Origin of the sequence: Roseobacter phycocola, from assembly GCF_042055075.2 — a bacterium.
Taxonomy (GTDB): domain Bacteria; phylum Pseudomonadota; class Alphaproteobacteria; order Rhodobacterales; family Rhodobacteraceae; genus Roseobacter.
In genome coordinates, this window is record NZ_CP194010.1 from 1531916 (window position 1) to 1558676 (window position 26761).

Annotated in this window: 24 protein-coding genes and 1 tRNA gene; 3 read left to right on the forward strand and 22 right to left on the reverse strand. The window is 59.9% G+C overall.

Annotated elements, in window-relative coordinates; genetic code table 11:
• The first annotated feature begins 1 nt into the window (after position 1).
• Both AB4K19_RS07550 and AB4K19_RS07555 read left to right on the forward strand, forming a co-directional pair.
• Positions 2 to 385 carry a hypothetical protein gene (locus tag AB4K19_RS07550; RefSeq protein ID WP_375227814.1) on the forward strand — a complete coding sequence of 128 codons (384 nt, stop codon included), beginning with the start codon at positions 2 to 4 and terminating at the stop codon, positions 383 to 385.
• Positions 385 to 1065 (forward strand): hypothetical protein, encoded by a 681-nt coding sequence (locus tag AB4K19_RS07555; protein ID WP_375227815.1) that lies wholly within the window; start codon positions 385 to 387, stop codon positions 1063 to 1065. The genes AB4K19_RS07550 and AB4K19_RS07555 overlap by 1 nt, the downstream gene beginning before the upstream one ends.
• On the opposite strand, the gene AB4K19_RS07560 is transcribed toward AB4K19_RS07555, so the two are convergent.
• From AB4K19_RS07560 to AB4K19_RS07650, 19 genes are all read right to left on the reverse strand, one after another.
• Positions 1066 to 4116, reverse strand: a complete 3051-nt coding sequence (locus AB4K19_RS07560; protein ID WP_375227816.1) for an efflux RND transporter permease subunit — start codon at positions 4114 to 4116, stop codon at positions 1066 to 1068. It abuts the gene before it with no gap.
• Between the two features lie 4 nt (positions 4117 to 4120).
• Positions 4121 to 5365, reverse strand: coding sequence for an efflux RND transporter periplasmic adaptor subunit (locus AB4K19_RS07565; RefSeq protein ID WP_375227817.1), 1245 nt, complete (start codon positions 5363 to 5365; stop codon positions 4121 to 4123).
• 85 nt (positions 5366 to 5450) lie between these two features.
• Positions 5451 to 5696 (reverse strand): MoaD/ThiS family protein, encoded by a 246-nt coding sequence (locus AB4K19_RS07570; protein WP_375227818.1) that lies wholly within the window; start codon positions 5694 to 5696, stop codon positions 5451 to 5453.
• 3 nt (positions 5697 to 5699) lie between these two features.
• Positions 5700 to 7943, reverse strand: coding sequence for a xanthine dehydrogenase family protein molybdopterin-binding subunit (locus AB4K19_RS07575; protein ID WP_436399397.1), 2244 nt, complete (start codon positions 7941 to 7943; stop codon positions 5700 to 5702).
• A 1-nt stretch (position 7944) separates the two neighbouring features.
• Positions 7945 to 8421, reverse strand: coding sequence for a (2Fe-2S)-binding protein (locus AB4K19_RS07580; RefSeq protein ID WP_375227819.1), 477 nt, complete (start codon positions 8419 to 8421; stop codon positions 7945 to 7947).
• A 3-nt stretch (positions 8422 to 8424) separates the two neighbouring features.
• Entirely contained in the window at positions 8425 to 9282 is an 858-nt protein-coding gene (locus AB4K19_RS07585; protein ID WP_375227820.1) for an FAD binding domain-containing protein, read from the reverse strand.
• 281 nt (positions 9283 to 9563) lie between these two features.
• Positions 9564 to 10652: a PucR family transcriptional regulator gene (locus AB4K19_RS07590; protein WP_436399398.1), complete on the reverse strand. Its 1089-nt coding sequence runs from the start codon at positions 10650 to 10652 to the stop codon at positions 9564 to 9566.
• The gene (locus AB4K19_RS07595; RefSeq protein ID WP_436399399.1) at positions 10649 to 12088 is read right to left on the reverse strand and encodes a PucC family protein; all 1440 of its coding nucleotides are present in this window, start codon (positions 12086 to 12088) and stop codon (positions 10649 to 10651) included. Before AB4K19_RS07595 ends, AB4K19_RS07590 begins: the two co-directional genes overlap by 4 nt.
• Before the next feature lie 103 nt (positions 12089 to 12191).
• A complete protein-coding gene (locus AB4K19_RS07600; protein ID WP_375227823.1) occupies positions 12192 to 12542 on the reverse strand; it encodes a light-harvesting protein in 351 nt (116 codons plus the stop codon).
• Between the two features lie 12 nt (positions 12543 to 12554).
• Complete coding sequence (locus AB4K19_RS07605; RefSeq protein ID WP_375227824.1) at positions 12555 to 12710, reverse strand: light-harvesting protein; 156 nt, start codon at positions 12708 to 12710, stop codon at positions 12555 to 12557.
• Between the two features lie 695 nt (positions 12711 to 13405).
• A tRNA-Ser gene (locus AB4K19_RS07610) sits at positions 13406 to 13495 on the reverse strand.
• A 69-nt stretch (positions 13496 to 13564) separates the two neighbouring features.
• Positions 13565 to 14284 carry an alanyl-tRNA editing protein gene (locus tag AB4K19_RS07615; protein ID WP_375227825.1) on the reverse strand — a complete coding sequence of 240 codons (720 nt, stop codon included), beginning with the start codon at positions 14282 to 14284 and terminating at the stop codon, positions 13565 to 13567.
• Positions 14281 to 16596: a DUF3772 domain-containing protein gene (locus tag AB4K19_RS07620; RefSeq protein WP_436399400.1), complete on the reverse strand. Its 2316-nt coding sequence runs from the start codon at positions 16594 to 16596 to the stop codon at positions 14281 to 14283. Before AB4K19_RS07620 ends, AB4K19_RS07615 begins: the two co-directional genes overlap by 4 nt.
• Positions 16593 to 17621 (reverse strand): cysteine synthase A, encoded by a 1029-nt coding sequence (locus tag AB4K19_RS07625; protein ID WP_375227828.1) that lies wholly within the window; start codon positions 17619 to 17621, stop codon positions 16593 to 16595. Before AB4K19_RS07625 ends, AB4K19_RS07620 begins: the two co-directional genes overlap by 4 nt.
• 54 nt (positions 17622 to 17675) lie before the next feature.
• Entirely contained in the window at positions 17676 to 18785 is a 1110-nt protein-coding gene (locus AB4K19_RS07630) for an NUDIX domain-containing protein (RefSeq protein WP_375227829.1), read from the reverse strand.
• Positions 18786 to 18797: 12 nt separating this feature from the next.
• Entirely contained in the window at positions 18798 to 19238 is a 441-nt protein-coding gene (locus AB4K19_RS07635; RefSeq protein ID WP_375227830.1) for a TrgA family protein, read from the reverse strand.
• 123 nt (positions 19239 to 19361) lie between these two features.
• Complete coding sequence (locus AB4K19_RS07640) at positions 19362 to 20570, reverse strand: class I SAM-dependent methyltransferase (RefSeq protein ID WP_375227831.1); 1209 nt, start codon at positions 20568 to 20570, stop codon at positions 19362 to 19364.
• A 67-nt stretch (positions 20571 to 20637) separates the two neighbouring features.
• Positions 20638 to 22056 carry a cryptochrome/photolyase family protein gene (locus AB4K19_RS07645; protein WP_375227832.1) on the reverse strand — a complete coding sequence of 473 codons (1419 nt, stop codon included), beginning with the start codon at positions 22054 to 22056 and terminating at the stop codon, positions 20638 to 20640.
• Positions 22057 to 22124: 68 nt separating this feature from the next.
• Positions 22125 to 23348: an aminotransferase class V-fold PLP-dependent enzyme gene (locus tag AB4K19_RS07650; protein WP_436399401.1), complete on the reverse strand. Its 1224-nt coding sequence runs from the start codon at positions 23346 to 23348 to the stop codon at positions 22125 to 22127.
• A 268-nt stretch (positions 23349 to 23616) separates the two neighbouring features.
• On the opposite strand from AB4K19_RS07650, the gene AB4K19_RS07655 reads away from it, so the two are divergent.
• Positions 23617 to 25467, forward strand: coding sequence for a BCCT family transporter (locus AB4K19_RS07655; RefSeq protein WP_375227834.1), 1851 nt, complete (start codon positions 23617 to 23619; stop codon positions 25465 to 25467).
• 52 nt (positions 25468 to 25519) lie between these two features.
• On the opposite strand, the gene AB4K19_RS07660 is transcribed toward AB4K19_RS07655, so the two are convergent.
• The 3 genes from AB4K19_RS07660 to gstA are packed head-to-tail and all read right to left on the reverse strand — an operon-like array spanning position 25520 to position 26740.
• Positions 25520 to 25747 (reverse strand): tautomerase family protein, encoded by a 228-nt coding sequence (locus AB4K19_RS07660; RefSeq protein ID WP_375227835.1) that lies wholly within the window; start codon positions 25745 to 25747, stop codon positions 25520 to 25522.
• A complete protein-coding gene (locus AB4K19_RS07665) occupies positions 25734 to 26132 on the reverse strand; it encodes a nuclear transport factor 2 family protein (protein ID WP_375227836.1) in 399 nt (132 codons plus the stop codon). The genes AB4K19_RS07660 and AB4K19_RS07665 overlap by 14 nt, the downstream gene beginning before the upstream one ends.
• Positions 26129 to 26740 carry a glutathione transferase GstA gene (gene gstA, locus AB4K19_RS07670; RefSeq protein ID WP_375227837.1) on the reverse strand — a complete coding sequence of 204 codons (612 nt, stop codon included), beginning with the start codon at positions 26738 to 26740 and terminating at the stop codon, positions 26129 to 26131. The genes AB4K19_RS07665 and gstA overlap by 4 nt, the downstream gene beginning before the upstream one ends.
• Positions 26741 to 26761: the final 21 nt, after the last annotated feature.

The window sequence follows — 26761 nt, forward strand, 5'->3', positions numbered from 1 at the left end:
GATGAGCGCTGGCGTCCCGAAGAAAGCTCCCCGTAATGTGCTGCAGTCATTGCACGACAGCATTCCGGACGCGCAGACCGTCCTTTTTGCAGACCTGCGTACCCGCCAGCCGCTTGTGAGTTCAGAAGCGTCACAGGCCGGGCAGACCGCGCTGAATGCTCTGACGGACGCGATGGCGGATGGGTTCGCGCTGGCGGATAGTGCCGGAGTCAGTGCGACAGAGATGTTGCTGTTTGATGCACAGCACGTGGTGGCCGTTGTGCGCCATGGGGACAATCTGACCGACGCTACTTGCACCGAGATGCCTGTCGCAGGCACCTGGAACATCCCCGGTGTTCTGACCGGGCTGCGGAAGGCATCCCACGCCCTTGACAAGGCGGTCTGATGAACGCGCTTTTCCCCACACCCATGCCTGAAACGGCTTCAGACGAACTGCGCGGCATGATTGTCGCCGCAGCCGGACGCCGGCAGGCAACCGAGGTTATGCCACGTGATCTGCTTTCGCGCGCACACCAGCTGTCGTGGCTGGTGGATACAACCGTGCTGCCGCGCAATTACACGGTGTCCGGCGGAGGCAAACCGGGCCTGCAGATTACGGTCGCTGACCGCATGATGGTATGGATCGGGGACGCTCCCGCGGCTCAGCAGATGCATGAGCTGATCGCGCTCCTGTCCGCTGACGGTGACATCGAAATCGCCTGCACTGGTCGCCCGGACGCATTTGAAGCGTCAGACGAGGGGGTATCAGCGGCAGAGATTGCAAAGGCACCGAAAGATATCGTCCCGGCGGATCAGCTACTGTTTGCTACCCTTCGGCCGCTGGCAGCCTACCAGATCACATGGGAGAATGACCGGCAGCCTCAAGCAGAAACCACCGACCCGGCGCTGGAAAAGATCACGGAGGCCTTCCGCCAGCAGAGCCCTGATCCGACCCCGCGGGGGATGCTTCTGAAATGCGACAATGACACAGGCATCGTTGTCTACGGCAGCTCCGCGGAAGGCTTCGTTATCAAAGCACCCTTCATTCCCGCCGCAGAAGCTTTGCGCCTCTGGCAGCAGATCTGATTACCCTGCGTCTGCCTCGGATGACGAACTGATACGGAAAAAGACTGTATAGAGCGTCGGTACCACGATCAGTGTCAGGATCGTTGCGAAACTGAGTCCGCAGATAATCACAACCGCCAGCGACTTGAAAAACGGATCCCACAGCAACGGGATTACCCCCAGAACAGTCGTCAGAACACCCAGTGACACCGGTCTGACCCGGCTGACGGCCGCATCGACAACCGCCTGCATGCGCTCCTTGCCCTGCCCGATCTGACTGTCTGTCTCGTCGATCAGAACAATCGCGTTCTTGATCAGCATACCAGCAAGCGACAAAACACCGAGGATCGCCATGAACTCCATGGCAGTGCCTGACAGCGCCAGCCCCCAGATCACACCGATCAGCGCGAGCGGCACAGTCAGCCAGATGATAAGCGGCTGCCGGATCGCGTTAAACAGCAGCAGCACAACAATGATCATCGCACCGAACCCCAGCGGCATCGTTGATGCGAGGCCTTCGTTCGCTTCGGCACTGCTGCCGTACTCACCCTCCCAGGTCATGGTATACCCGGGTGGCAGCTCAATGGCCTCGATCGGGCCACGAACCTGCGCGAACAGATCACCAGACAGGACACCCTCCGGGTTGTCAGACTGTGCGGTGATCCCCAGCTGGCGGTCAAACCGCTGCAGGTTGCCAGCCTCATAGACCAGCCGGAATTCGTCCACCACCTGCGCCACAGGCACATAGGTACCGGCAACCTGGCTGAAAATCTGCACATCCTGCAGGCGCGCGGCATCATCCCGCTCCGCTTCAAACGGACGCATGATGATCGGACGCAGTTCTTCCGCCTCGCGATAGGTCCCGATGCGCGTGCCGTTCATATGCCCGTAGATCGCGGAAACAATCTCGCCCTGCGTCAGGCCGAGACGTCGCGCGTTCTCGGTATTGATCACCGGACGGATGACAGGGCGCAGCTCTCCCCAGTCGTCCTTGATGGCAATAGCGCCATAATCCGCCATGACCTGTTTGGCCTGGGCAGCCAGATCACGCAGCACGCCCGGATCATTGCCATAGAACCGTGCTTCGATTTTGGCACCGCCGCCGGGGCCAAGCTGGAATTTCCAGACTTTGGCGTTTGCAGCCGGGTAGTTTTCGTCGATCCATGGCTGAACCTCGCTGACCAGACCGGCGATCTGAGCGAATTCCTCAACGTCCACGAGGATCTGCGCATATGCCGAGCTGGCATCTGCGGCCTCATAGGTGAGCATAAAGCGAGTGTGACCCTGACCGATCGCTGTGTTCGTACCTGTCACGCCCGGGAGCTCGCGGATATGAGCCGCAATCTCCTGAACATTGGCCTCCGTCACAGAGATGTCGGCACCTTCTGGCAGGAAATAATCCACCACGAACTGTTCGCGGGTGGAGGCCGGAAAGAAGCCCGGTGGCACCTGCGAAAACATCGCAATGGCAGACGCGAAAAGCCCGACAATAATCGCGATGGTCACCCAGCGGATGCGGATCGCCTTTTGCAGAAAGACGCGGTAGCCGCGCAGGATGATGTTCTCCCCCTTCTCCTCTGCCTTGCCCGGTTTCAGCAGCAGCGTGCAGTAATAGGGTGTCAGCCAGATCGCGATCAGCCAGGAAAAGAGCAGCGCGATGCTGACCGTCCAGAACAGGCTGCCGGCGTATTCACCGGTGTTGTCCGGCGAAAACCCAATAGGAGAGAATGCAAGGAAACCAACGATTGTACCGCCCAGCAGCGGCCATTTCGTCTGATTTACAACACCGATGGACGCATCTTCAGGGCTTTCCCCGGCCTGCACACGCACCAGTGTGCCTTCGACCACAACAATCGCATTATCCACCAGCATGCCAAGCGCAATGATCAGCGCACCCAGCGAAATACGCTGCATGTCCAGCCCGTAGAGATACATCCCCAGCAAAGTGCCCGCCACGGTGATGAGCAGGATACCCCCCATCAGAATACCCGAACGAAGCCCCATGAAAATGAGCAGTGTGCCGACCACAATGGCCAGCGCGAGCACCACATTCATCACAAAGTCATTCACCGATACGCGCACAGAGCTCGACTGATCCGAGATGGTTTCCACATCAATGCCGATGGGACGTTCAGAGATCAGTTCCGCCATACGCTCCTTGACCAGATCCCCCATGTTCACGACGTTGCCGCCGATGTTGTTGGAAATCCCCAGACCGATAGCAGCCCTTCCGTTCCGATAGAGCAGACTCGTCGCCGGTTCCACATACCCACGCGACACTTCTGCGATATCCGACAGCCGGAAAGTCGCCCCGTTTTGTGGGTTTGCGATCACAAGGTTCTCAATCGCCTCGATGGAATCGACCGCAGCAGGGGCGCGCACCGTCAGCCGGGCCGGTCCCGCCTGAACCGAACCACCGGGTGCAACGAGGTTCTGCCCTTCGAGCAGGCTGGCGATCTGTGAAGGCGCCAGGCCCAGTTCAATGAGCCGCGCGGGCGCGTATTCGACGTAGATGACCTCTTCCTGAACCCCGCTGAGCACGACCTTGGACACACCATCAACAGTCACCAGTTCGCGCTGCAGGTCCTTGCCGTATTCATAGAGTTCACTGAGCGTATAATCGTCACCCACGATTGCAAAATAGAGCGCGTATACGTCGCCAAAGTCGTCATAGACGATGCTTCCCTGCGCATTGGGTGGCAGGTCCCCCTGAATGTCGCTGATCTTGGCCCGCATCTGGGTGAACTTCTGCGCCAGCTGATCACGCGTCTTGGTCGATGCGATTGTAAACTCGATCTTGACGGTACTGCGCCCTGGCGAGGAAACAGAGGTGACCTCATCCACACCAGAGAGCTGCTGCAGCGCGTTCTCAACCACCTCGGTGACTTCACCCGCCACTTCTTCGGCGCTGGTGCCGGGATAGGGCGTGATGATCTGCGCCTGCCGGATGATAAACTCCGGGTCCTCGAAACGCGGCAGAGCGGTATAGGCGAAATATCCGCCCAACAGGATGAGCAGTGTGGCAAGCGCCGAAATCAGACGCTTTTCAATTGCGAAACGGGCGAGATCCATCTGCTTATTCCCCGATCCGGGATACCGGCCGGATCACCGCCCCCTCCCGCAGGTAAGACACACCTGCGGTGACGATTGTCTCGCCGGCCTCCAGACCGTCGATCACATCCACGCTGTCTGCGATCACATCACCCAGGGTCACAGGGCGGGCACTGACAGACTGATCCCCGCTGTCGACGATCCAGACGAAAGTGCTCGCATCCGTGTCTGTCCCGACCGCGGAGAAGGGAATCTGGATCGACGCCGCGACATCCTCGTCGGTGGAAACGATCACGGTGCCGACCATACCGGGGAAAACCTGCGCCCCCTCAGGCACGGTGATGCCCACACGTGCGCGATATGTCTGGGTACCCTGATCGGCCTGGGTGGAGAATTCCACCAGTTCGGACGGGATTTTCTGCCCCGGACGCGCCTCCAGCAGAACCTCGGACTGCACATTCTCCCGCGCGCTCCAGATCAGCACATCAGGGCCCGGCACATCAAAGGCCAGATCGACTGTGTCCAGCGCCTGCAGCAGGACAACACTCTGTCCTGCGGAAACGTTTGTGAAATTGTCGATGTCACGACGCGCGACGATGCCATCAAACGGCGCGCGCAGCGTGGCATCATCCAGATTGTCGCGCGCGTTGCGCAACTGACTGTCGAGACCGCGGATAACGGCTTCTGCCGCGGCAATGTCCTCTTCCCGGCCGCCCGCGCGGCCGATGGCCAGCTGTTCCAGCGACGCCTGCAGGGCCGCGCGCGCGACCTGGGCCGCCGCATCATCCTGTTCCAGCCGGGCCTCGGATACGACGCCGCTTTCGGCAAGCTGACGCGTCCTCTCCAGCTGGTCCTGCGCCTGATCGACCTGCGCCTGCGCCGCGGACACGTCGGCTTCCAGGGCTGCAATCTCTTCGGATCTGGCACCACTACGCAGGATCTGAAGCTGTGCAACCGCCTGATCCCGCTGGCTTTCCAGCTGCGCGACGGTCTCTTCAAAGGCGCGCTGGTCAAGTTTTGCGATCACATCGCCACGCTCAACGTTCGTCGCGCCCCTGACGGGCAGCTCGATGACCTCACCGGAAACCTTGAAAGACAGAACCGCTTCCTGAGAAGGCTTCACAATCGCCGGATACCGGCGTTCGATCACCCGTGCGCTTTCCTCGACCGTGATGACCTTAGCAGGCCGCGGCGGTTGCCCTGGGGCTTCCTGGGCGAACGCTGTCGCCGTCCACAGTGCAGTCAGAATAGGAATCAGCGCGAATTTCATAAGGGCCCCCTGTCGTTACACAAGGAATAGCCCGTGGTCCGTTGTTTTGACAGCAAAACCTGCGGTTGCTGTCACACTGGTGTGGTCACCCGCCCACCATGTAAGGCATCAGGACAACTTCGCTGTCCTCATCCACCTTTGTGAACCATGCATCGCGGTAAATCACACCATCCAGCGCAAAGGAAACGCCCCGCCTGATCTGTGGTTTCAGGCCGGGGTGTTTCTCTTCAAGCCGGTCGAGGATCTGGCGGAAATTCCGCGCATCCACCTCAACGTATTCCTCGCCGTCAGCCAGGCTGCGCAGTGAGCCCCAGAGCTTCACGCGCACCATGGCTCAGCCCCTGTCCCCCAGCGCCTTGAGCAGGCGTGGCGGCGACATCGGCAGGTCCGTCAGACGCACACCTGTTGCCCGCGATACCGCATTTCCCAGAGCCGCCAGGGGCGGCACAATCGGCGTCTCCCCCACACCGCGGACACCGTAAGGGTGACCCGGGTTCGGGATCTCAAGGATGACCGTTTCGATAGGTGGCAGATCGGAAGCCACAGGAATGCGGTAATCCAGGAAACCGGGGTTCTGCAGACGCCCATCATCACCGTAGATGTATTCTTCGTTGAGCGCCCACCCGATGCCCTGAACTGCACCGCCCTGCATCTGGCCTTCTACGTAGTCAGGGTGCACCGCTTTGCCGGCGTCCTGGAATATCGTGTAGCGCAGTACTTTGGTGGTGCCTGTTTCAGGGTCCACCTCAGTATCCACCAGATGCACGCCAAAGCTGACTCCGGCACCATCCGCGTTGATCTCATGGTGGCCCGCAATAGGTCCGCCGGTGTTGTCCGCCACGGCTGCGATCTCGGCAATACTCATCGGCTCGAAATCACCCGCGTTCGGGCCTGAGGGACGCGCATATCCATCTTCCCAGACGACCGCTTCCTCATCGATGTCCCAGATTTTCGCCACCCGGGCACACATCTCGCGTATCGCGGCACGTGCTGCTTCGATGGTCGCGAGGCCAACCGCAAAAGTGACGCGGCTGCCATCGGTGACGTCATTGAAACCCAGCGAATTGGTGTCAGTGATCACCGTACGCACTTTTTCGTACGGGATGCCCAGTTCCTCGGCCGCCATCATCGAGATAGACGCGCGAGAGCCACCGATGTCGGGGTTGCCCTCGACCACACCGACGGTGCCGTCCGGATTGATATTCAGAGATACACAGGTGTTGCCGCCGAAATTGAACCAGAACCCGCAGGACAGCCCCCTGCCCTGGTTTTCCCCCAGCGGAGCAGTGTAATGCGGATGCGCTTTGGCCGCTTCCAGTGTGGCCACCAGGCCGATCTCGTTGAAGGTGGGGCCATAGGACGACAGCGTCCCCTTGCGTGCGGCATTCAGCAGGCGCGTGTCCAGCGGATCAAGACCCAGCTCCTGGCAGAGCTCGTCCACGACACTCTCCACCGCGTAAATGGCCATCGGCGCGCCGGGCGCCCGGTATGCCACCTCTTTCGGGCGGTTGGTCATGACGTTCCAGCCAAGCGTCTGAACGGCCTCAAGATCGTAAGCGGCGAAAGCTGACTGCGCCCCGTATTCGACGGTGCCGCAGGGGTACGCTCCGCCCTGATAGCGCAGCTTTGCCTGTGCCGCCGTGATCCGGCCATCCTTTGTCATGCCGATTTTAACGTCAGAAGACGAGGAAACCGTCGGCCCCGTCGCGCGGAAGACTTCCTCTCGGGTCATGACGATTTTCACCGGACGCCCCGCCTTGCGCGACAGTGCGAGCGCCACCGGTTCGATGAAAACCGTTGTCTTACCACCGAACCCGCCGCCGATTTCGGATGCCGTGACGCGCAGCTGGCTGGCATCCATGCCCATCAGGGCCGAACAGATGCTGCGCACGTTGTACTGGCCCTGCGTACAGCACCACAGATCACCCCGTCCGTCAGGCCCCATCGAGGCCAGGCAGGCGTGCGGCTCAATGTATCCCTGATGCGTCGCTGCCGTGGTGAAACTGCGCTCGATCACCACATCAGCTTGCGCGAAACCGGCCTCAAGATCCCCGTGCCCGAACTCGAAATGGCTGGTCACGTTTTCCGAAATTCCTGCACCCACGGTTTCATCCGCCCGTCCGCTGTGAACGACCGGCGCGTCCGGTTTCATCGCAGCATCCACGTCGGTGACATGAGGCAGCACTTCGTATTCCACGCGAATGAGGCGGATCGCTTCACGCGCCGTGGGCTTATCTACTGCCGCAACAGCCGCGACTGCGTGTCCGTCGTAGAGCGCTTTGTCACCCGCCAGACAATTGTCGGCGATATCGGCCAACCCCTCGTCATCCGGGTGTACCAGATCGGCGCCGGTCACCACCGCTTTCACACCCTTCAGCGCCTCAGCGGCACTTGTATCGATGGAGACGATCCGGGCATGGGCGTGCGGGCTGCGCAGGATGCGCCCGAACAGCATGCCCGGTGCGGTCATATCCGCCCCGTAAAGTGCTTTGCCGGTGACTTTTTCGATCCCGTCGGGCCGCTCAACACGCTGACCTACGACCCGGAACTGGCGCTCACGTCCTGCATCAAATGCCATTTTATGCGCTCCTCATCTCTTCAGCTGCGACCTGTACTGCTTTGATAATCTTGTCATATCCCGTGCAGCGACACAGGTTACCCGCCAGCCAGTAGCGGATTTCAGTCTCGGTCGGATCAGGGTTTTTCTCCAGCAGTGCTTTTGCCGCCACCAGGATACCCGGCGTGCAGATCCCACACTGGAGCGCCGCTTTCTCGATGAACACGCGCTGCAGCACATGCAGATTATCACCGTCCGCCATACCTTCGATCGTACCGATTTCGGCGCCCTCGGCCTCGGCCCCCAGCATCAGGCAGGAACAGACCAGCCGCCCGTTCACGGTCACACTGCAGGCGCCGCAATCACCGGTGCCGCAGCCTTCCTTTGCACCGGTCAGCATCAGTCTGTCGCGCAGCACATCCAGCAGTGTTTCATCAGGTGCGCAGACAAATTCCGTCTCGTCGCCGTTGATCGTGGTGGAAACATGTATCTTTTTCATGACTTACCCCCGCGCCCTGTCATAAGCGATCCGTGCTGCGCGCTGCGCCAGAACGCCTGCTGTGCTTGTGCGGAACGCAACGGTGCCGCGTTTGTCATCAATCGGACTGCATACAGCCTCGACGGCCGTTTTCATTGCAGTCATTGCGTTGTCATCCAGGGCTGAGCCTGTGATCGCATCACCTGCTGCCTCTGCCAGGCGCACGGTGGGCGCGACAGCACCAACTGCCACGCGCGCAGCAGTGATCACGCCTTCCGCATCAACGGTCACACTGACACCAGCCGAGGCCACGGCGATGTCCATCTCCGTCCGCGGGATGAACCGCAGGTATGCGTCGGCAGACCGCTCCGGTCGGGCCGGCAAAAACACCGATGTGATGATGTCGCCGGGCGCAAGGTTGGTCTGGCCGGGCCCTTTCGGGATATCATGCACCGGGATATCACGCGCGCCGGACGCGCCATGCACCCTGACAGTAGCATCAGCGGCAAAGAGCGCAGGCACGCTGTCAGCAGCAGGCGACCCATTGCAGAGGTTACCGATCATGGTTGCACGCCCCTGCACCTGTGTAGATCCGATCAGATCGAGAGCCTCGGCAACGCCGGGCCAGAGAGCACAAACACCCTCATGCTCGTTCAGCTGCGCGCCTGACACTGCCGCACCGATGCGGAAGCCACCTGCCTCAGCCTGAATGTCGCGCATGCCCGCGAGATGCTTGAGATCAACGATCAGGTCCGGCTCCACAACCTCTGACTTCATCTGCACAAGCACATCGGTGCCTCCGGCCAGAATGCGGGTCACGCCGGCCTCAGCGGCCAGCATCGCGGAAGCCTGATCGAGGCTTTCCGGTCTCTCATATCTCATAGCTGCAATCCTGTTGTCTTTCGGATGATGGCTTTGGGTGAAGCAGGCAGGTACCGCAGTGTCCCCGCCGCCCGACTGTTGTGGCCAACATGGCGCGTCATCACAGGATTGGCAACGCCGGGAGCGGCATTTCACGGCGCAAACTGACGCATCCGGCAAACTGGCAGCTGGAACGCAGAACAGACCGGTACGTATCACCGACACCGCCGCGCCCTGCCCGGGACACGAAAAAGGGCGCCGCACATTCTGCGACGCCCCCGGAATGCCATCAGCCTGTGAGGCTATGTTTTGGTGTGCGGGAAAATAAAGTTGGCCATGTATTTATGCCCCGGCACCAGGTGATCAATCGGGAACTTCGCATAGTGCTTGTGCCCCGGTACGATGTGACCAAATGGGAATTTCGCCATGAATTTGTGGCCCGGCACCAGCAGCCCGAACGGGAACCGGCCGTAACGGCGTTTGTGTGACACAAGAAAGCCGAACGGGAAGCGACCATACCGCTTTTCATGCGGCACAAGGTGGTCGAACGGGAACTTGGCCTGGTATTTGTGACCCGGGATCAGCGCGTTGCCGCCCTGTTTGCCGTTGATCAGCAGTGGGAATGGCCAGCTCGCCATGCGCCGGCCGCTCCTGATAAGGAAGTCGAACGGGAACCGGCCGTACCGCTTGCCATGCGGCACGAGGAACCCGAACGGGAAACGGCCATACCGCTTGCTGTGCGGCACAAGGAACCCGAACGGGAAACGCCCGAAACGCCGGTTGTGCGGCACAAGGTGCCCGAACGGGAATTTGGCCTGGAACCTGTGCCCCGGGACCAGATAATCGAACGGAAACCGCCCATAGCGCTTGTTGCCCGGCAACAGCAGGTCAATGGGCCAGTTCGCCATCCGCTGATGCGGCTCAAACACCATCTCTTTAAAGGGTTTACGACGGCTGATCAGGCCGATCGGCCAGTCCGCCATGTGGTGTGATGTGCTATAAGGGTCGCGCCGGCGCAGCAGAAAGTGACGGTGATCGCGCAGAATGCTTTTGGTCGGCGGGCGGGTGTCCGGAACCAGTGCTTCCTCAACGAGGTCGCCCATATCGGTGGCCCCCATCTGCGCCATGATGGTGCGTGCAATCTTGGCCACACCAAGAGGCTTGTAGCCTGCCAGCACCATAATCACCGCGCCACCGCCGGACATCTTTTTATCGTAGGCACGCGCAGTGTCTTCCGGGATCTGCATGCCCGTCAGCGCGTCGACCAGCCCCTCGGACTGCTCAAACATACGCAGGATGCGCAGTGGAAACCTCTCTCTGTGCACAAGCTCGTGCCAGGCATCGCGTGCCTTTGATGCGCTGTCGAAATATCGCGTGATTACCGTCGTCATGGTGCCTCCACCGGGTTGGTTTGCGGGGTGCTGACGGGATGCAGGGCCTTTGCGCGGGTCAGCCTTACAGTCAGCGGGATGGCCACAAAGATGGCCAGAGCGAGAAATGCGATCTCTGTCGTGAATACAAAATTGTAGGGCGCATGCGCCGGAAGTCCCGAAAATTGCGGCAGTGCCACAAGAATGTCCCGGGTCACACCGGCCAGCGCCACACCGATCCCGGCACAGGTAGCCTGAACAGCGCCCCATGCGCCGATCGACAGCCCGGCCTCATCAGGGGGCGCGCTGCGGATGGTTGCCGTCAGTGTCCCGTGCCCGAAAAGGCCGGCGCCAAGTCCCGTCGCCAGGACACCGGCGACAAACAGCGCGGGCCCGCCCACGGCCGATGACAGAATAATCGCGGCAAAGCCCGGAATGCCGGTTGCGGCCCCGACAGACGCGAGCCGGACGGCAGACCCACCGCGGCCGAGCTGCCGGGATGCAATGCCAAAGCCGGCCAGCGTGCCACCCGCGAAAATCGCGGTCAGCTGCGTGGTCTGAGCGACTGAAAACCCGAGCGCCTGCCCGCCATAGGGTTCGAGCAGGACATCCGCCATACCGAAACCAAAAGTGCCAAGCCCGATAACCGTCAGCAGGCGCATCGTTCCAGGCCGGCTCACAAGCTCACGCCAGGCATCAGCGAATTCCCGTTTCGGCGCCGTTGCCATCGCCTGAGCCCGTGCCCGGTTGCGGCTTTCCTGTTTCCACAAGGCAACGAGATTGAGAGCAACAGTAACCACAGCAGACCCCTGGATCACCTGGATCAGCCGGCCGGGCGTGTAGTCTGCCAGCAATGCGCCATAAATCAGCGCGCTGATCACCATGCCAAAGAGCAGCATGACATACATCAGACCAACCACTTTCGGGTGGTCTTTTTCCTTTACCAGATCAGTGGCAAGTGCGAGGCCAACAGTCTGAACCATGTGCAGACCGGCGCCTACCAGCAGAAAGGCCAGCGCAGCAGAACTCAGACCAACCCATCGGGGCGCATCGACCGCTTCTCCGTAGCCGGAGAGCACCAGAAGGGCAAAGGGCATTACGGCAAAGCCGCCAAACTGATACATCGTGCCCTTCCAGATATAGGGAACCCTGCGCCACCCCAGAGCTGACCGGTGCGTGTCTGACCGGAAACCGATCAGGGTACGGAAAGGGGCGAAAAGCAATGGCAGCGCCAGCATACCGGCCACCAGCGACGCAGGTACGGCCAGTTCCACGATCATCACACGGTTGAGCGTGCCGACCAGAAGCACAAGCGCCATACCGACAGTGATCTGAAAAAGCGACAGGCGCAGCAACCGTGACAGCGGGACCTCATCGGTCGCAACATCCGCAAACGGCAGATAGCGCGGCGCAATGGACGCGATCCTGCTCAGGGTGAAACTGCGAAAATTCATCATCTGTTACCTGCGCATCCGGCGCCTGGACCGTGTCACTGACGGAACGGCCACAGGACTCCGGAGGAAGTGCCCACGGGCGCGGACGCCCGGGGCAAAGAACCGCCTAGTCGGTGGCGGTCACTGTTGGTGGAGCAGCCGATGCGAGGACCTCATTGGTCTGCAGAACCGCCCGCGCAACAGTACCATCCGGCAGGACGACTGTTACTTCCTTCGAACCGTCTGCACGGTCCGTCACATAGGACGCTTTTGCTACATCAGCTTCCGGAGCAATTGTCGTGGCCGCAGCCATTTCATCGCCGGTTCCGAGGGGTTGACCGGACAGGAAGTCCGAAACCCAAGATGTGTTGCTGAGCACGGCGACATGGACTGCAAAAGAGCCCACTGCAACTGCACCAAGAAACACCGGCACCCCTACAGCCGGGGGTACCACAAGCCACATTTTTGCATTGTTCATAACGTGTTCTCCCTAGCCGAGCCAGGGCGTCGAGAACGCCACAAGAATGTGAGCAAGAAGCGCGATGCCACCGAATACACGGGTACCATCGATGAGGTAGCTGTGAACCTCTTCCGCTTCTTTCAGGTTCAGGCCGGTTGGCCAGACCTTTTCTGGATCGTCGGACATATCCGATCTCCTCCATAGTTGAATTGGGGAGCGCGAAAACGACCGTGCGGAGAAAAGTACGGCCACGCCCACACACCCACAACAGCGCTGCTGAACAACACGGTTGATCCTGAAAGTATGTCAATACTGATTGACAGTGTAAACAGTAAACTATTGTTGACACTTTTGGATGCCGGCTTAGCAAAGAAATTGAAGCCCCTAATCAACGGGTTACCGGGCAAACTTCCCGCTTTTTCAAGTGCCGGGGTGGGTATTGTCGCCGAAACTGACACTGCTATAGCACCTGCAAAAGTCGGATTTGCTTATTTATCTGACCGATCCTACGCGCAAAACGCATGCCAGAGAGAGTCGGACCGTCAGCGGCAAAAGGCGGCTGCGAAACCCCGAAAACGCAACCGGACTCCGCCATTGAGCGGTCATGCGGACCCGGTTGCCTTGTTTTCGGATTAGAATTGCCAGCCTCAGCGTGCCGGATGTCTTCGGTTCAGACGGAAATTATCTGATCACTGACAGGGCACTGCTCGTGTCAGCACATGCACATATTGTTTTGTGATCCGTTCAAAGCGCAGCCGAACAACGGTTGCGATGAATACGGCAGAAGATAAGACAGCCGTTGATCGAATGAATGTCCCTGCATTCGGGTGCGCCGGTCAGCGGTAGCCAGCTTAAGGCTGGTTGTCATCGCAGGGGTCTAGTGGCGGAGCGACAGGGATTCGAACCCTGGAGACGGTCTCCCGCCTACACACTTTCCAGGCGTGCGCCTTCGACCACTCGGCCACCGCTCCGTTGGCGCGGTTTAGCGCGCCCGCACCCTGATATGCAAGAGGCAAATTCAGACAATCCGTCTGCCCGGATCAGTTGTCCAGATGCAGATAAACCCGCCGGTTCATCCGGCCCTTCTTTTCAGTTTTGCCAAGGCGTACGCGACCGATTTCCCCCAGTCGTGCCACATGGGTGCCACCACAGGGCTGCAGGTCAACTGGCGCATCCGCCTCACCGATCCGGATCAGCCGGATCCGGCCGGACCCGCGCGGCGGTCTGACGGTCAGTGTTTTGACCAGATCGGGCTGCGCATCCAGTTCCGCCTCTGTGATCCAGTCCTCTGAAACGGCAGCATCGCCCGCGATCATTTCGTTGATCGCATCCGCGATGGCTTCCTTGTCCTGCGGCGGCTCAGCCATGTCAAAATCAAGCCTCCCCTTGTCCGCACTGATCGACCCACCGGTCACCCCGAAAGGAATGGCCACCGACATGAGATGCAACGCTGTGTGCACGCGCATGTGGCCAAACCGCTTGTCCCAGTCGAGACGCATAGTCACCGTGGCCCACACTGGCGGCAGGCTCTCACCTTCCTGCGGGACGAGCACGATGTCCTCACCCTCTCCCTTTACAGTGGTAGCAACGGTGCATGAGCCACCCGGCCACTCCAGCGATCCACTGTCTCCGGGCTGCCCACCACCGGTCGGGTAGAAAACGCTGGCATCCACTACAATGCCGCCCTGTTCAGTATGTGCCATGACCACCGCACTGGCTTCGCGCAGATAGGGATCATCGCGAAACAGCATTCGGGTCATGATTTGTCCTCTTTCAGCGCCTCTGGATTGCGCAGCCAGACGTCGCGCTGCGCGAACGGAATCTCAATATCTTCTTCGCTGAACCGCTTGGCGATCTCATGGTTGATGTCGTTCTGCACGCTCAGGATCCAGTTCACATCCCGCAGGATCACCCGGATCTCAAAATCCAGCGAATCCGCACCGAACCCGGAAAACACGATATTCGGCGGCGGATTGTTCAGCACCATGGGCTGGGCTTCGGCGATCTCGCGCAGGATTTTGTCCACTCGCCTGGTATCTGTGCCATAGGCCACGCCGACACGCACAATCAGGCGGCCCACCGTATTGCCACGCGTGTAATTAGTGACCGTCCCTGAAATGAGATCAGAGTTCGGGACAATGACGTCGGTCCGGTCAAAGGTTTCGATGCGTGTTGCGCGCACAGAGATATCGCGGACATACCCCATCTGACCGCCAACCTCGATCCAGTCCCCTTCGGAAATCGGGCGTTCCACCAGCAAAATGATACCCGAAACAAAGTTGTTCACGATATTCTGGAGGCCGAACCCGATGCCCACGGACAGGGCACCAGCGACGATAGCAAAGGCCGACAGATCGATCCCCGCCCCGGTGATCGCCAGCAGCGCTGCCAGAAAAATACCTACGTACCCGACGCCGGAGACGAGCGCATTCTGACCGCCGATATCCAGCCGCGTCTTGGGCAGAACATTCTGGCGCAGCGTGTTCTGAATGACGCGCGTCAGGCCGTAGCCCAGGGCGAAAATCACCGCAAACTTCAGGAAATCCCCGGGCGACACCCGTGTGCCGCCGATGTCAAAGCCGAGCAGAAAGAGCGTCCAGAGCTCGGTCAGGTCGGTGACACGGGCGCCCCAAACCAGTGCCAGCAGAGGCAGCGCCGCCACCACAAGCAGGAACCCGGCAAAGATCGCAACAAGACCGTCACGCGCCTCTGGCCCCTGACGCGTCAGAAGACCGTACACATCTGCGAAAAACCGCTGGAGCACCATCACCAGGCCGAGGATCAGCAGGCTGAGAACAGTCGGGTAAAGCAGCGCGTTTCCGGCCTCAGCATAGCCCGCAGCAGCCATCACGGGAGAGGTTACGGCGACAAGGATCATACCCGTGCCAGCCGCGCGCAGCACACGCGCAACGCCGGTGCCACGCGCCTGTTCCTCGACATCCGGGTCAACGGCAACGTGATAGCTCCGCAGCATCAGCCCCATCAGGAACAGCACAATGGCCATCAGCACGACGATGGGGAAAGCGGCGATGGCGATCGAGGCCGGAGCCGCCTGCTCGAGGCTGAAAATCAGCCCGAAGAATCCACGGGTCACAAACAGCAGCGACAAAAGCAGCATGTAGAACCGCGCGCGGGCGCGGCTGTCGTCTGACAGCTGGATCAGCGCATCCTCTTCGTGCCGCGAGAAGAGCCGTTCGGCAAGCCAGCGGAACCCAAGCAACAGCGCGCCCCAGAGCGGTATCAGTTCCAGCAACTGATCCGTACGGCTCCCCGCGAGCCCGGTCAGACGGATCGCATGGGTCAGCAGCAACAGCCCGGTGAGCGGCAGAATGATCCGAAACAGGGAGACCAGAAAGCTCCAGACGCCGGACCCGCGTCCGCCCCACTGGCGCAGCCATCCCAGCACCCTGCCCGCCCAGGGCCTGCCCCGGACGATAAGGGTGAGCGCCACGGCGAGCAGAAACACCACAAGCGGCAGGCGGTCGCGCATCTGCGAGAGCCGGACCGGATCGCCCAGAGCGCTCATCTCGTCCCGCATATCCTTCCAGACACGCGCGATATCCTGAGCCGCAATGGGCCAGTGCAGCGGGTTCAGGGGGGATGGCCCGAGGGACAGGAGCCGGCGTGCCTGCCTTTCACGGATGATCGTATCGATTTCTCCTACCAGCCCGTTGGCGCGACTGAAGGCCTCATCCGCCACGCGCACCGGCGCCAGGAGCGTTTCAAGCTGGGCATTCAGCTCCGCACGGCGCGCGGCAATGTCTTCCGGTTCCTCACCGCTCTCGGGCACCGGCCCCAGTGCCCCGATCTGGGCCTGAAGCGTCTGGATCCGCTCCGCATTGGCGCTCTGACGGGTTGCAAATTCACTGCGGAACTCGACGATGCGTGCACGCAGTTCTTCGAATTCCTCGTTGCTGTCCTGGGCTGCGGTGACCCGTTCCTCAGCCCGGGCGGCAAATTCGTCCCAGAACGGATACAGCGGATTTTCATCGCCGTCCGGTTGCTGAGCCGCGCTGATCCCGGACCAGACAACAAACAGAAGTGCCAGACATATGCGGAAAACCCGCGTCATGCGTCCTCGAAAACGACGGGAATATCAGCAGCTTCGCGGTCCAGCCATTCCGGCACCGGCAGGTCCTTGCTGCGCAGGAAGTCAGGATTGAAAAGTTTGGACTGATAGCGGGTGCCGTAGTCACACAGGATGGTCACAATGGTATGGCCAGGACCCATTTCGCGCGCCAAGCGCATGGCACCGGCGATATTGATGCCGGAGGAGCCCCCAAGACAAAGCCCTTCGTTCTGCAGCAGATCAAAAACAACCGGCAGCGCTTCGGCATCAGGGACCTTGTAGACCACATCCGGCGTGAACCCCTCCAGGTTGGCTGTGATCCGGCCCTGCCCGATGCCTTCGGTGATCGAGTTTCCGCCGGCCTGTTCACCGGTATAGAGTTTGTAAAGCCCCGAACCTTCGGGATCAGAAAGGCCAACCTTCACGCCTTTTGGCTGCAGCGCTTCGCCCACGCCGGCCAGCGTGCCGCCCGACCCGACAGCACAGATGAAACCATCCACTTTGCCGTCGGTCTGCGCCCAGATTTCCGGACCGGTCGTTTCAACATGCGCCTGGCGGTTGGCAACATTATCGAACTGATTTGCCCAGATCGCGCCGTTTGGGTCGGACTGCGCCAGCCTTTCGGCGAGCCTGCCGGAGTACTTCACGTAATTGTTGGGATTGGCATAGGGCACGGCGGGCACCTGAATGAGTTCGGCCCCTGCCAGCCGCAGCATATCCTTTTTCTCTTCGCTCTGAGTCTCCGGGATCACGATCACGGTCCTGAAGCCCATCGAGGCGCCGACAAGCGCGAGACCGATGCCGGTATTGCCCGCAGTTCCCTCAACAATGGTCCCGCCCGGGCGCAAGGTGCCTTTAGCGATGGCATCCCGGATAATGAACAGTGCCGCGCGGTCTTTGACCGACTGACCGGGGTTCATGAACTCAGCCTTCCCGAGGATTTCACATCCCGTGGCCTCACTGGCCTGTTTCAGCCGGATCAGCGGTGTATTTCCGATGGCCTGCGCCAGATCCTTCACGACTTGCATGGATGTGTCCCTTTTCACTGCCTGACCGATACCTAGCCCTGCAGACCGGCGACCTCAAGACATTGCGCGCAGCCGGTCCCGGTGGCGGGCCAGCCAGTAGGCAGACATGATCAGGGGTGCGTTGGCAAGCTGCAGTTCATCGCACATGTCCATCAGCTGATCGAACGAGAGAACATGCGAGCGGATGTCTTCGTCTTCCTCGTCCAGCCCGCCTGTGCCCGCAACGTCATCCGACAGATCCGCAAAGCCCACGTATATATAGTAAAATTCTGACGAGTTGCCCGGCGAACAATAGGCCTCGGCAACCGCGAACATCTCACCGATCGTCAGGCCCGCCTCCTCCAGCGCTTCCCGCCGGGCGGCCTCCTGCGGGGCCTCGCCAGGGTCCAGACGTCCGGCCACCGGTTCGAGCTGCCAGAGCACGCGATCCCCGCGTGCAAGCGGCCCCATACGCATCTGCTCCACCAGCAAAACCCGGTCGCGCACCGGATCATAGGGCAGAACAAGTGCTGCATCCGGTGCCCGGAACACGGCGCGCATCACCTCAGGCGTCGTTCCGCCGTCAAACCTTTCGTGGGTCAGATCATATTCTTCGAGTGCAAAGTAGTTGGCATAAGGGCGTCGCATATCTTTCACACTGACCTGCCCGTCCAGTGTCCGGGCACCATGGCGGCTGTTTTCCGCGTTCATGACCGACCAGGCGCGCGCGCGGATCATCGGGAACATCGCAGCAATGTCGCCGGGGGATTTCTGCCCCATGTACGATATGACCTCGGTGGCCGCGAGGACACTCATACGCCCATGCGCCCGGGCCCAGTCATCGACATTCCAGGGGCCGAGAAACGTGAATTCCCCTGCTGGGGGCATATACACCCGGACATTCTGTCCGGTTGTCAGCGTTTCGTCCACGAGCGTGTAGCCGAACGCCTCTTCGTAATAATCCAGCCGCGCAATGTCGCCATCAGTCAGCCCTTCGACGAGCAGGCCGGAGGCCGTGGCCGATGCATCCTGCACGATGGCTGGAAACGGACCCTCTGAGGCCGCAAAAACGCGGTACCCCGGCAGTTCCGCAGATGTCAGTGAAAGATGCGAGACATCACCCACAACGACCTCAAGAAGCGCGGGGTGACAAAGTGTTCCAAAGAAAAAAAGCGGCCGTTTCATGCCGCGCGCATATCAGCGCCAGGTGCGCCATGCAAACTCTGTTGCGAGCCCTGCAATGACGCCGCCCGCGATCAGCGTGAAAATTACCAGCGGGTTGATCAGGATGAGGGCATTTTCAGCCATAAACTCAAAGATTGCAGCCAGAGCGATGAAGGCGCCGTTGTACCAGTTGTCCATCGCACGATCGAACATCTGAAAGCAGGAGTGAAAGAACAGCCCCCAGAGCACCAGCATCAGCGCGCCGCCAAAGCCATTGTTGATTGCAGCGGTAATGCCCCGGCCCGCGCGCTTGCCCATCACAATCCATCCGGTCAGCACACCAATCACGGCATTATACCAGACGAAATTGCCGAAATCAGTGCTGTCCGGGAAAAGCGGCATGATCTGAAAAGACAGAATGAGCCCGAGGACTCCGATCAGGATCCCGGCAATAAGCTTCGCTGCGTCTGGCATAACCACTCCTGTGAACACGGTCTGCTGCGTCCGGCCCACCGCAGATCGCGCGCAGGCCTGAGCAGTCGTATCCCACAGAGCTGGCTCAAAAAGGGTTAATTCTGGGCAATTCCAGGGTGATTATCAGCCCGGGCGGCGCACCGTGATCTGCGTCACATCGCAATTTGAGCTTTCGAAAGTGGATGCACAGGACGTCAGGTAAAAGTTCCACATGCGCCGGAACCTTTCATCAAAACCCATTTCGCTGACCTGATCCCATTTATCATTGAAGGTTTCATGCCACCGGCGCAGCGTGATTGAATAGCTGTGGCCAAACTCGACCGACCGCTCGATACCGAGGCCCGCACGGTGTATCTGCGCCTTGAGCGCACCCGGGCTTGGCAGCATACCACCCGGAAAGATGTATTTCTGAATGAAATCAACGCCGCGTTTGTAGACCTGCCAGCGGCGGTCGGCGACCGTGATGATCTGCAGTGTTGCCGTTTTGCCAGGCTTCAGCCTGTCACGCACTGTCTCGAAATAGACGGGCCAGTATTTTTCGCCCACCGCTTCAAACATCTCGATTGAGGCAATGCCATCGTAGGTACCCTGCTCATCACGGTAGTCCTGAAGCTTGAAATCAACGCTGCCCGAAAGCCCTGCTTTTTCAATGCGTTCCCGGGCATACTTAAACTGCTCTTCGCTGATCGTCAGCCCTGTGACCTTCAGCCCCCGTTCTTTCGCGGCGTATTCAGCAAAACCGCCCCAGCCACAGCCGATTTCGAGAATATGGTCCCCGGGTTTCACGCCCATCTGGTCGACCATAGATTTGTACTTTGCCGTCTGCGCTTTTTCGGTGCTTTCCTGACCCGTTTCAAACAACGCCGAGGAATAGGTCATCGTGTCATCAAGCCACAGACCGTAGAATTCATTGCCCAGATCGTAGTGATAGCTGATGTTCCGCCGGGCCTGCGTTTTGTTGTTGCGCTGCAGCCAGAACCGGAACTTCTCGAAATTGCGCACCAGCGCCATACCCGGAAAACCGTCGTAGATGTCTTCGTTGTCGGCATGCACCAGATCCATAAAAGCCTGCAGATCCGGCGTGGACCACCACCCGTCCAGATAGGCATCACAGAACCCAAGATCACCTTCGCGGATCAGACGTGCAAAAAGATCATCGTTGTGAATATCCATCTCTGCCACCGGGCCCGGATGCTGCCCCTCTGCGCGAAACCTGCGGCCATCCGGCAGAACGAAATCGACGCGCCCGTTGTTCATCTGCTGCGCCATCGCGAATACGCGCGCGAAATACCGTGGCAGTCCGGACTGTCCGTCAGTGGTGGTAAGGATCATAGATGGGTGTTCCGTTCGTTCATGGGCAGGCCTCTTTAACAGATACGTTAACCTGTGATGCCTGGTTTCAGAAGCCCCTGTTTTCATAAGCAGAAAGCGCAATTTTGCGGCCTTCGTCAGCGGGTACAACCGCAGCGGGATATCTGTCGTCCGGAGAGAGGTTCCAGGCGCGTGGAACTGCGTCGAAAAAGGACAACGCCGTTTCTGACGGTTCTTTATAGCCTTCCGCGAGCCAGCGGCGGACATAGACGCGATCCTTGTCGAATTTGTCGAGCTGGGTGACAGGATTGAACACCCGGAAGTATGGCGTTGCGTCCGGACCTGAACCCGCAGACCACTGCCAGCCCATGGCGTTGCTCGCCGGATCCCAGTCGATCAGACAATCCTCAAACCAGTCGCGCCCGATCTTCCAGTCGGTCAGCAGGTGCTTGGTCAGGTAACTTGCGACGATCATCCGCCCCCGGTTATGCATCCGGCCCGTCACATAGAGTTCCCGCATGGCGGCATCGACAAACCGGATACCGGTCCGGCCCTGTTTCCACGCGATGACCTTGTCGGCCTGCCCGTCGGCATTCCAGGGGAAGGCATCCCAGTCTTCTTTCCAGTTAGACGTCAGAATATGCGGTGTATGGTGCATGAGATGGTAGGCAAACTCGCGCCAGACCAGCTCTTTGAGAAAGGTCTCCGCGCCCTTGCTGCCTTCTTCAAAGGCGCGTCTTCCGGCGTGCCAGCACTGGTGCGGGCTGATTTCACCCAGCGCAAGGTTCTCGGACAATCCGGATGTGCCATCAACGCCGGGCAGATCGCGCGTGGTATCATACTCTGCGACGGTTTCGTCAATGAATGCCGCAAGGCGGTCCTGCGCTGCCTGCTCTCCCAGACGCACCCAGGGCCGGACAACCGCGGCCCCACGGTTCATCGCAGCGTCCATGTTCCAGTCTTCCAGCGCGTCACCTTTTGGCCAGGTATCCGGTGCTGCCAGTCTGTCCGGCGCAGCCAGTGGCGCATCGACGTCCCGCGACTTCACCATGTTCCAGAAAGGGGTATAGACGCGGTAGAACCCGCCGGTTTTCGTTTCAACCGTCCAGGGCTCAAACATCAGATGCCCGCCGAACGAGCGTGCATCGGTGCCCTCTTCTCTCAGTGCATTTTTGACGGCAGCATCACGCTCAGTGGCGTCCGGGTCATAGAGCCGCGACCACCAGACGGCCCCGGCACCGGTTTCGCGGATCAGATCACGCAGGACACTGAGCGCATCACCCCGGCGCAGAACCAGGCGACTGCCCAGTTGTTCCAGGCTGCCGGCAAAGTGTCCGATGCCGAGGCCGAGGCGCCATTTGGGTGCAGCTCCCAGCGCTGCCGTCTGATCGTCGTAGATGTATACCGGGATCACCGGCCTGCCCGTGGCTGCCGCCGCCGCAAGCGCGGGGTGATCGCTCAGACGCAGATCGCGCCGGAACCACAGAATAACTGGTGAACTGCTCAAACCGTGACCCTTTCCAAAGTCTTAAACCGGATACGCACGGTATACGAACATGGATCAGGAAAAACCGGTTACAATACCTCGTCCAGTGCATGGATCAGCTTTTCGATCTCATCCTGCGTGGTGTAATGCGTGAAACTCAGCCGCAGAACGCCGTGTTGCATGTCAACACCCATCGCCTCCAGTGCGCGTCCTGCGTAGAAATCGCCGCCACCAGCCATGATACCATGTGCGGCCAGCGCTGCAGCGGTTTCTTCGCCGTCGCGGTTGAGTGACAATGCCACAGTGGGTGCCCGGGATGCTGCCTGATCCGGCCCCAGCAGGCGCACGGAATTGCGGGATGACACTGCGTCGAGCAGAGGTTGCAGGAGCGCAATCTCATGCGACCGCATCAGATCGTGCACCGCACTGCCCCGCGCGGTCGGTCCGGCCTCAGCCTCAAAGTGATGCGCATAAAGTGCATCAATGTAGTCGGCCATGCCCGCACAGGCAGCCACCTGTGCATGATCAGGTCCCGCAGGGGTAAAGCGTTTATAGAGGCTGTCACCGTTGAAATGGTGCCCCTGATTGGGCAGCAGTTCCCCCAGCGCGCGGCGGATGACCATCAGCCCCTGGTGCGGGCCATAGGTTTTATACGCCGAAAAAAGATAAATATCGGGCCCCAGCGCCCCGACATCCGGGAAGCCATGCGGGGCATAGGACACCCCATCGACACAGGTGAACGCTCCCGCCGCATGCGCGAGTGCTGTGATTTCAGTCACCGGGTTGATTTCGCCCACCACATTTGAGCAATGCGGAAAACAGACCAGACGCACGTTTTCGTCGAGCAGGCTTTCCAGGTCGTCCGGCTCGAGATGCCCGGTATCGGGGTTGATCTTCCACTCACGGATCTCAATGCCACGTTCCTCCAGGCGCCGCCAGGGCCCGGTGTTCGCCTCATGATCCTGGTTGGTCACCACGATGGCCTCACCCGGCTGCATTATTCCGGCAAAGGCCTGGGCCAGCACGTAGGTGTTCTGTGTGGTCGAGGGCCCGAAGCTCAGTTCATCAGAGGCCACGCCCAACAGAGCGGCCATCCCGTCGCGGGCCTCATCCATCTCCTCGCCACCGAGGCGGCTGGCCTCATAGGGCGCATAGGGCTGCACTTTGCGCTGCGTGTAAAACCGCATCAGACGATCAATGACCTGCCGGCAGGTATAGGACCCTCCGGCGTTCTCGAAAAAAGCCTGACCTGTCAGCGAGGCTTCTTCAAAAGCGGGAAACTGCGCCCGCACATATTCAGTATCCAGTATCATGCGCGCACCGTTGTCCGCGCACGCGCCGGCGTCAAGAGGGCCGTTTCCGGCGCTTCAGCGACCCAATGCACGTTAAAAGTGTCGTTTCTGATCTACCTGCGTCGCGACTGGACCAATCAGAATTGTGACCGTTTGACACACTTCATGCAGTTTCGTGCATAGGCTCACGCGCAGATGTTCAGAAATATGCAACCTTTTCTGTTGCACGACAGATGACCTTTTTCACACGGGGTCCCGTCAGAGGACCCGAAAAACAGGGAACAGAACAATGTCAGTCAAGCCGCCGTTTACGGATCTTGAGATCAACACTCAGGATGCGGGCTTTTACGAAGGCTACAGCCTTCCCATCGCCCTTCTTTCAAAAATCACCATGGTCGCCCTTGTGCTCTGGGCCATCATCTTCCCGCTTTCTGCCAACTCCACGCTCGATTCCTGGAACTGGGCTCTGCTGCAGGGGTTCAACGCCTTCTACATCGTCTCAGTAGGCGTTTTTGCGTTCTTTCTCATCGCCCTGGCCATCCTGCCGTCCGGCAAACGCAAACTGGGCGGGCCGGACACCAGACCGGAGTTCTCAAACTTCTCCTGGTTTTCCATGATGTTCGGTGCCGGTCTTGGCGTCGGTCTGATGGTATTTGCCACGGCTGAGCCGCTTGGGCTCTGGGGGTCGAACCCGGTGGTCGTGTCCGGCGGTGTTGAAGGCAACACCGAAGAGGCGCTGACCTCGGCCTACCGCTATACATTCCTGCACTACGGTTTCCACGCCTGGGCTATATATGTGGTCACCGGGCTGAGCCTCGCTTATTACGCTTATACACGCGATATGCCGCTGACCATCCGCTCCGCACTGACGCCCCTTCTGGGACGTTTTGCCAATGGTTTCATCGGTCACGTGGTCGATGTGCTGGGCGTCGTGGCCACAATTCTCGGTGTGTCGGTGACCATCGGTTACGGTGTCAGCCAGTTTGTCGATGGAGTCTACGCCGTGACAGGTATGGAATGGCTCATGGGTGCCGCAGACGGTGATACACCACCCGCACCATCCACAGTTGGCCTGCTGGTGGCCCTTGCTATCATCATGACGCTGTCCATCATCTCGGCGGTCTCCGGTGTTGGACGGGGGATTAAATACCTCTCCAACCTGAACCTTGTCCTGTCAATCATCCTGCTGATGACCTTTGTGATCTTCGGCAGCTTTCTCTTTGCCATGACCACATACGGCACGGCGCTGGTGGACTACATCATCCGTTTCGTTCCGCTGAGCTTTGAAGCCTATTCACCGCTCAGTGAAAGCGCCTTTGCCGCTGGTCTGCCCGAGGCGGCAGCACCGGCAGCAGCAGAGCTTTATGGTGGCGCAACCAACGCCTGGGGATCGCTGGGTGGGTTCCAGGAAGGGCTCGAAGGGGCCGCAGCGTCGCTGCCTCCCGAAGTGCAGGTGGCGGCCTATGAGGCAGGCACGCAAGGCCGGCTCTTTGGCTGGCAGTCGGGATGGACAACATTCTATTGGGCCTGGTGGATCGCTTTCTCGCCCTTTGTGGGGCTGTTCCTCGCCCGTATCTCCAAAGGCCGTACCGTGCGTGAATTCATCCTCGGCTGCGTCTTTGCCCCTGCGCTGGTATGTTTCGCCTGGATGACCATCCTTGGCGGCACGGCGATTGATCTGGAACTGCAGGGCGTTGCAGATGGCGCGATTATCGGTGCCTCGAACACAAACAAGCTCTTTGTGACGCTTGGCCAGATGATCTCAGGCGGCTTCCTATCCGGCATTACTATTATGTGTGTGGTGCTGATCATGACCTTCCTCGTGACGTCCGCGGACTCAGGCATCCTGGTGATGAACACCATCATGTCTGGCGGCGCACAGGAAACCGGGATCAAACACCGCATCATCTGGGGTCTGATCATGACCGGCGTGATCGGCGGCCTGATCATTGCAGGCGCGTCGGGGCGCGGCGGTGATCCGCTGGCCTCGCTGCAGGATGCAATGATCATCGGCGCCCTGCCCTTTACCATCGTGATGGTCCTGATGGTCATCTCGCTCAGCAAGGCGCTCATCAACGACAGCCGGCGCGACAAGGCCGATGTGTCGGCCGGCGCATCGGACGGACAGCCTGCGGAGTAGGCTCAGTCTCACAAAACGATCAGGGCGCCCAGACCGGGGCGCCCTTTTCATGTCACCGGGTCCTGGATGAGCGGCGGATGTCGCTGACCTGCTTGCGGTCCATGCCCCAGTTGTCGAGTGGCACCTCATCAATCACGACGAACGTTGTGGCGGGGTTCTTATGGAGCACCTGCTCCAGCAGATCCGTCACCCCTTCGATCAGTTCACGTTTTTCTGCAGCCGTCGGGCCAAGGCCGTCGGGCCCGCCCTCGCGGGTCACCTTGATTTTAACGTATGGCACTTTCCGCCTCCCCGCGTTCGATATAGCTGAAGACCTTGGTCAGGACACGCCAGCCATCAGTCGTGTGGACGAGCGTCAACAGGTCCTGATAATCCCGCCCCAACATGGTCATCCGCGCTTCCACAATGCCAATCCGCCCGCCATGCAGGTTGACCCGTTCGATTACCTCGTTGCGCGGGTCACCGCGGGATGAAGGTGGTGTGCGGGCGTCAATGCGTTTCATATAGGCGGCCAGCCCCATATTCTCGTAGTTACCACGGGTTGCGTTCACGTACATGAGGTCCGCGTGGAAAACGCTGCGCAATACGGCGCTGTCCGACCGGTAAAGCCCGTCGAAATAGCGCACCATCAGTTCCTGAACCTCAAGCTGACTGTCCTGCCTCATGCCAGCAATCCTTCTGCCCGCATGGCAGCGTCGACTGACGCACGACCTGCGATCCGCCGGACATATGCCGAGAGGTTGGGCCAGCGTGTGAGGTCGATGTCCTTGAAGTTCGCCCAGCCTGTCACGACAAACGTGTAGGCGTCCGCCACGGAAAAACGGTTTTCAACAAGGTATTCGCGACCGTCGCTCAGAACATCCTCGAGGTGGTCAAATTTTGTGGCGACTTTCGCGCGGGCCGCCTGCTGTTCGGTCTCAGTCGATGTATCCGAGAAGAGTGGGCTCCAGGACTTGTGCAGTTCCGCTGCGGCAAAATTCAGGAACTGCTGCAGGCGCGCCCGGGCCACAGTACCCGGTGCCGGCGCATATGCATGGTCCGGATTGTTGTCCGCGATGTACTGCAGAATTGCGACTCCCTCGGTCAGAACCTCACCCTCGCCGAGTTTTAGGGCCGGCACGTATCCGTTCGGGCTGATACCGCGAAAGGACTGTCCGGTCGCCGTCTCGCCGGTTTTCGGATCGACCGCTTCGATGTCAAAGGTCACATTGGTTTCGTTCAGCATGATGTGGCTTGCCAGAGAACAGGCGCCGGGAATGTAATAGAGTTTCATTTCAGTCTCCTGATGGTTTTT

Excerpts from the sequence above, each read along its gene's own strand:
- AB4K19_RS07550 (WP_375227814.1), top strand. The coding sequence starts at position 2 with ATGAGCGCTGGCGTCCCGAAGAAAGCTCCCCGTAATGTGCTGCAGTCA.
- AB4K19_RS07555 (WP_375227815.1), top strand. The coding sequence starts at position 385 with ATGAACGCGCTTTTCCCCACACCCATGCCTGAAACGGCTTCAGACGAA.
- AB4K19_RS07560 (WP_375227816.1), bottom strand. The coding sequence starts at position 4,116 with ATGGATCTCGCCCGTTTCGCAATTGAAAAGCGTCTGATTTCGGCGCTT.
- AB4K19_RS07565 (WP_375227817.1), bottom strand. The coding sequence starts at position 5,365 with ATGAAATTCGCGCTGATTCCTATTCTGACTGCACTGTGGACGGCGACA.
- AB4K19_RS07570 (WP_375227818.1), bottom strand. The coding sequence starts at position 5,696 with ATGGTGCGCGTGAAGCTCTGGGGCTCACTGCGCAGCCTGGCTGACGGC.
- AB4K19_RS07575 (WP_436399397.1), bottom strand. The coding sequence starts at position 7,943 with ATGGCATTTGATGCAGGACGTGAGCGCCAGTTCCGGGTCGTAGGTCAG.
- AB4K19_RS07580 (WP_375227819.1), bottom strand. The coding sequence starts at position 8,421 with ATGAAAAAGATACATGTTTCCACCACGATCAACGGCGACGAGACGGAA.
- AB4K19_RS07585 (WP_375227820.1), bottom strand. The coding sequence starts at position 9,282 with ATGAGATATGAGAGACCGGAAAGCCTCGATCAGGCTTCCGCGATGCTG.
- AB4K19_RS07590 (WP_436399398.1), bottom strand. The coding sequence starts at position 10,652 with ATGACGACGGTAATCACGCGATATTTCGACAGCGCATCAAAGGCACGC.
- AB4K19_RS07595 (WP_436399399.1), bottom strand. The coding sequence starts at position 12,088 with ATGATGAATTTTCGCAGTTTCACCCTGAGCAGGATCGCGTCCATTGCG.
- AB4K19_RS07600 (WP_375227823.1), bottom strand. The coding sequence starts at position 12,542 with ATGAACAATGCAAAAATGTGGCTTGTGGTACCCCCGGCTGTAGGGGTG.
- AB4K19_RS07605 (WP_375227824.1), bottom strand. The coding sequence starts at position 12,710 with ATGTCCGACGATCCAGAAAAGGTCTGGCCAACCGGCCTGAACCTGAAA.
- AB4K19_RS07615 (WP_375227825.1), bottom strand. The coding sequence starts at position 14,284 with ATGACCCGAATGCTGTTTCGCGATGATCCCTATCTGCGCGAAGCCAGT.
- AB4K19_RS07620 (WP_436399400.1), bottom strand. The coding sequence starts at position 16,596 with ATGACGCGGGTTTTCCGCATATGTCTGGCACTTCTGTTTGTTGTCTGG.
- AB4K19_RS07625 (WP_375227828.1), bottom strand. The coding sequence starts at position 17,621 with ATGCAAGTCGTGAAGGATCTGGCGCAGGCCATCGGAAATACACCGCTG.
- AB4K19_RS07630 (WP_375227829.1), bottom strand. The coding sequence starts at position 18,785 with ATGAAACGGCCGCTTTTTTTCTTTGGAACACTTTGTCACCCCGCGCTT.
- AB4K19_RS07635 (WP_375227830.1), bottom strand. The coding sequence starts at position 19,238 with ATGCCAGACGCAGCGAAGCTTATTGCCGGGATCCTGATCGGAGTCCTC.
- AB4K19_RS07640 (WP_375227831.1), bottom strand. The coding sequence starts at position 20,570 with ATGATCCTTACCACCACTGACGGACAGTCCGGACTGCCACGGTATTTC.
- AB4K19_RS07650 (WP_436399401.1), bottom strand. The coding sequence starts at position 23,348 with ATGATACTGGATACTGAATATGTGCGGGCGCAGTTTCCCGCTTTTGAA.
- AB4K19_RS07655 (WP_375227834.1), top strand. The coding sequence starts at position 23,617 with ATGTCAGTCAAGCCGCCGTTTACGGATCTTGAGATCAACACTCAGGAT.
- AB4K19_RS07665 (WP_375227836.1), bottom strand. The coding sequence starts at position 26,132 with ATGAGGCAGGACAGTCAGCTTGAGGTTCAGGAACTGATGGTGCGCTAT.
- gstA (WP_375227837.1), bottom strand. The coding sequence starts at position 26,740 with ATGAAACTCTATTACATTCCCGGCGCCTGTTCTCTGGCAAGCCACATC.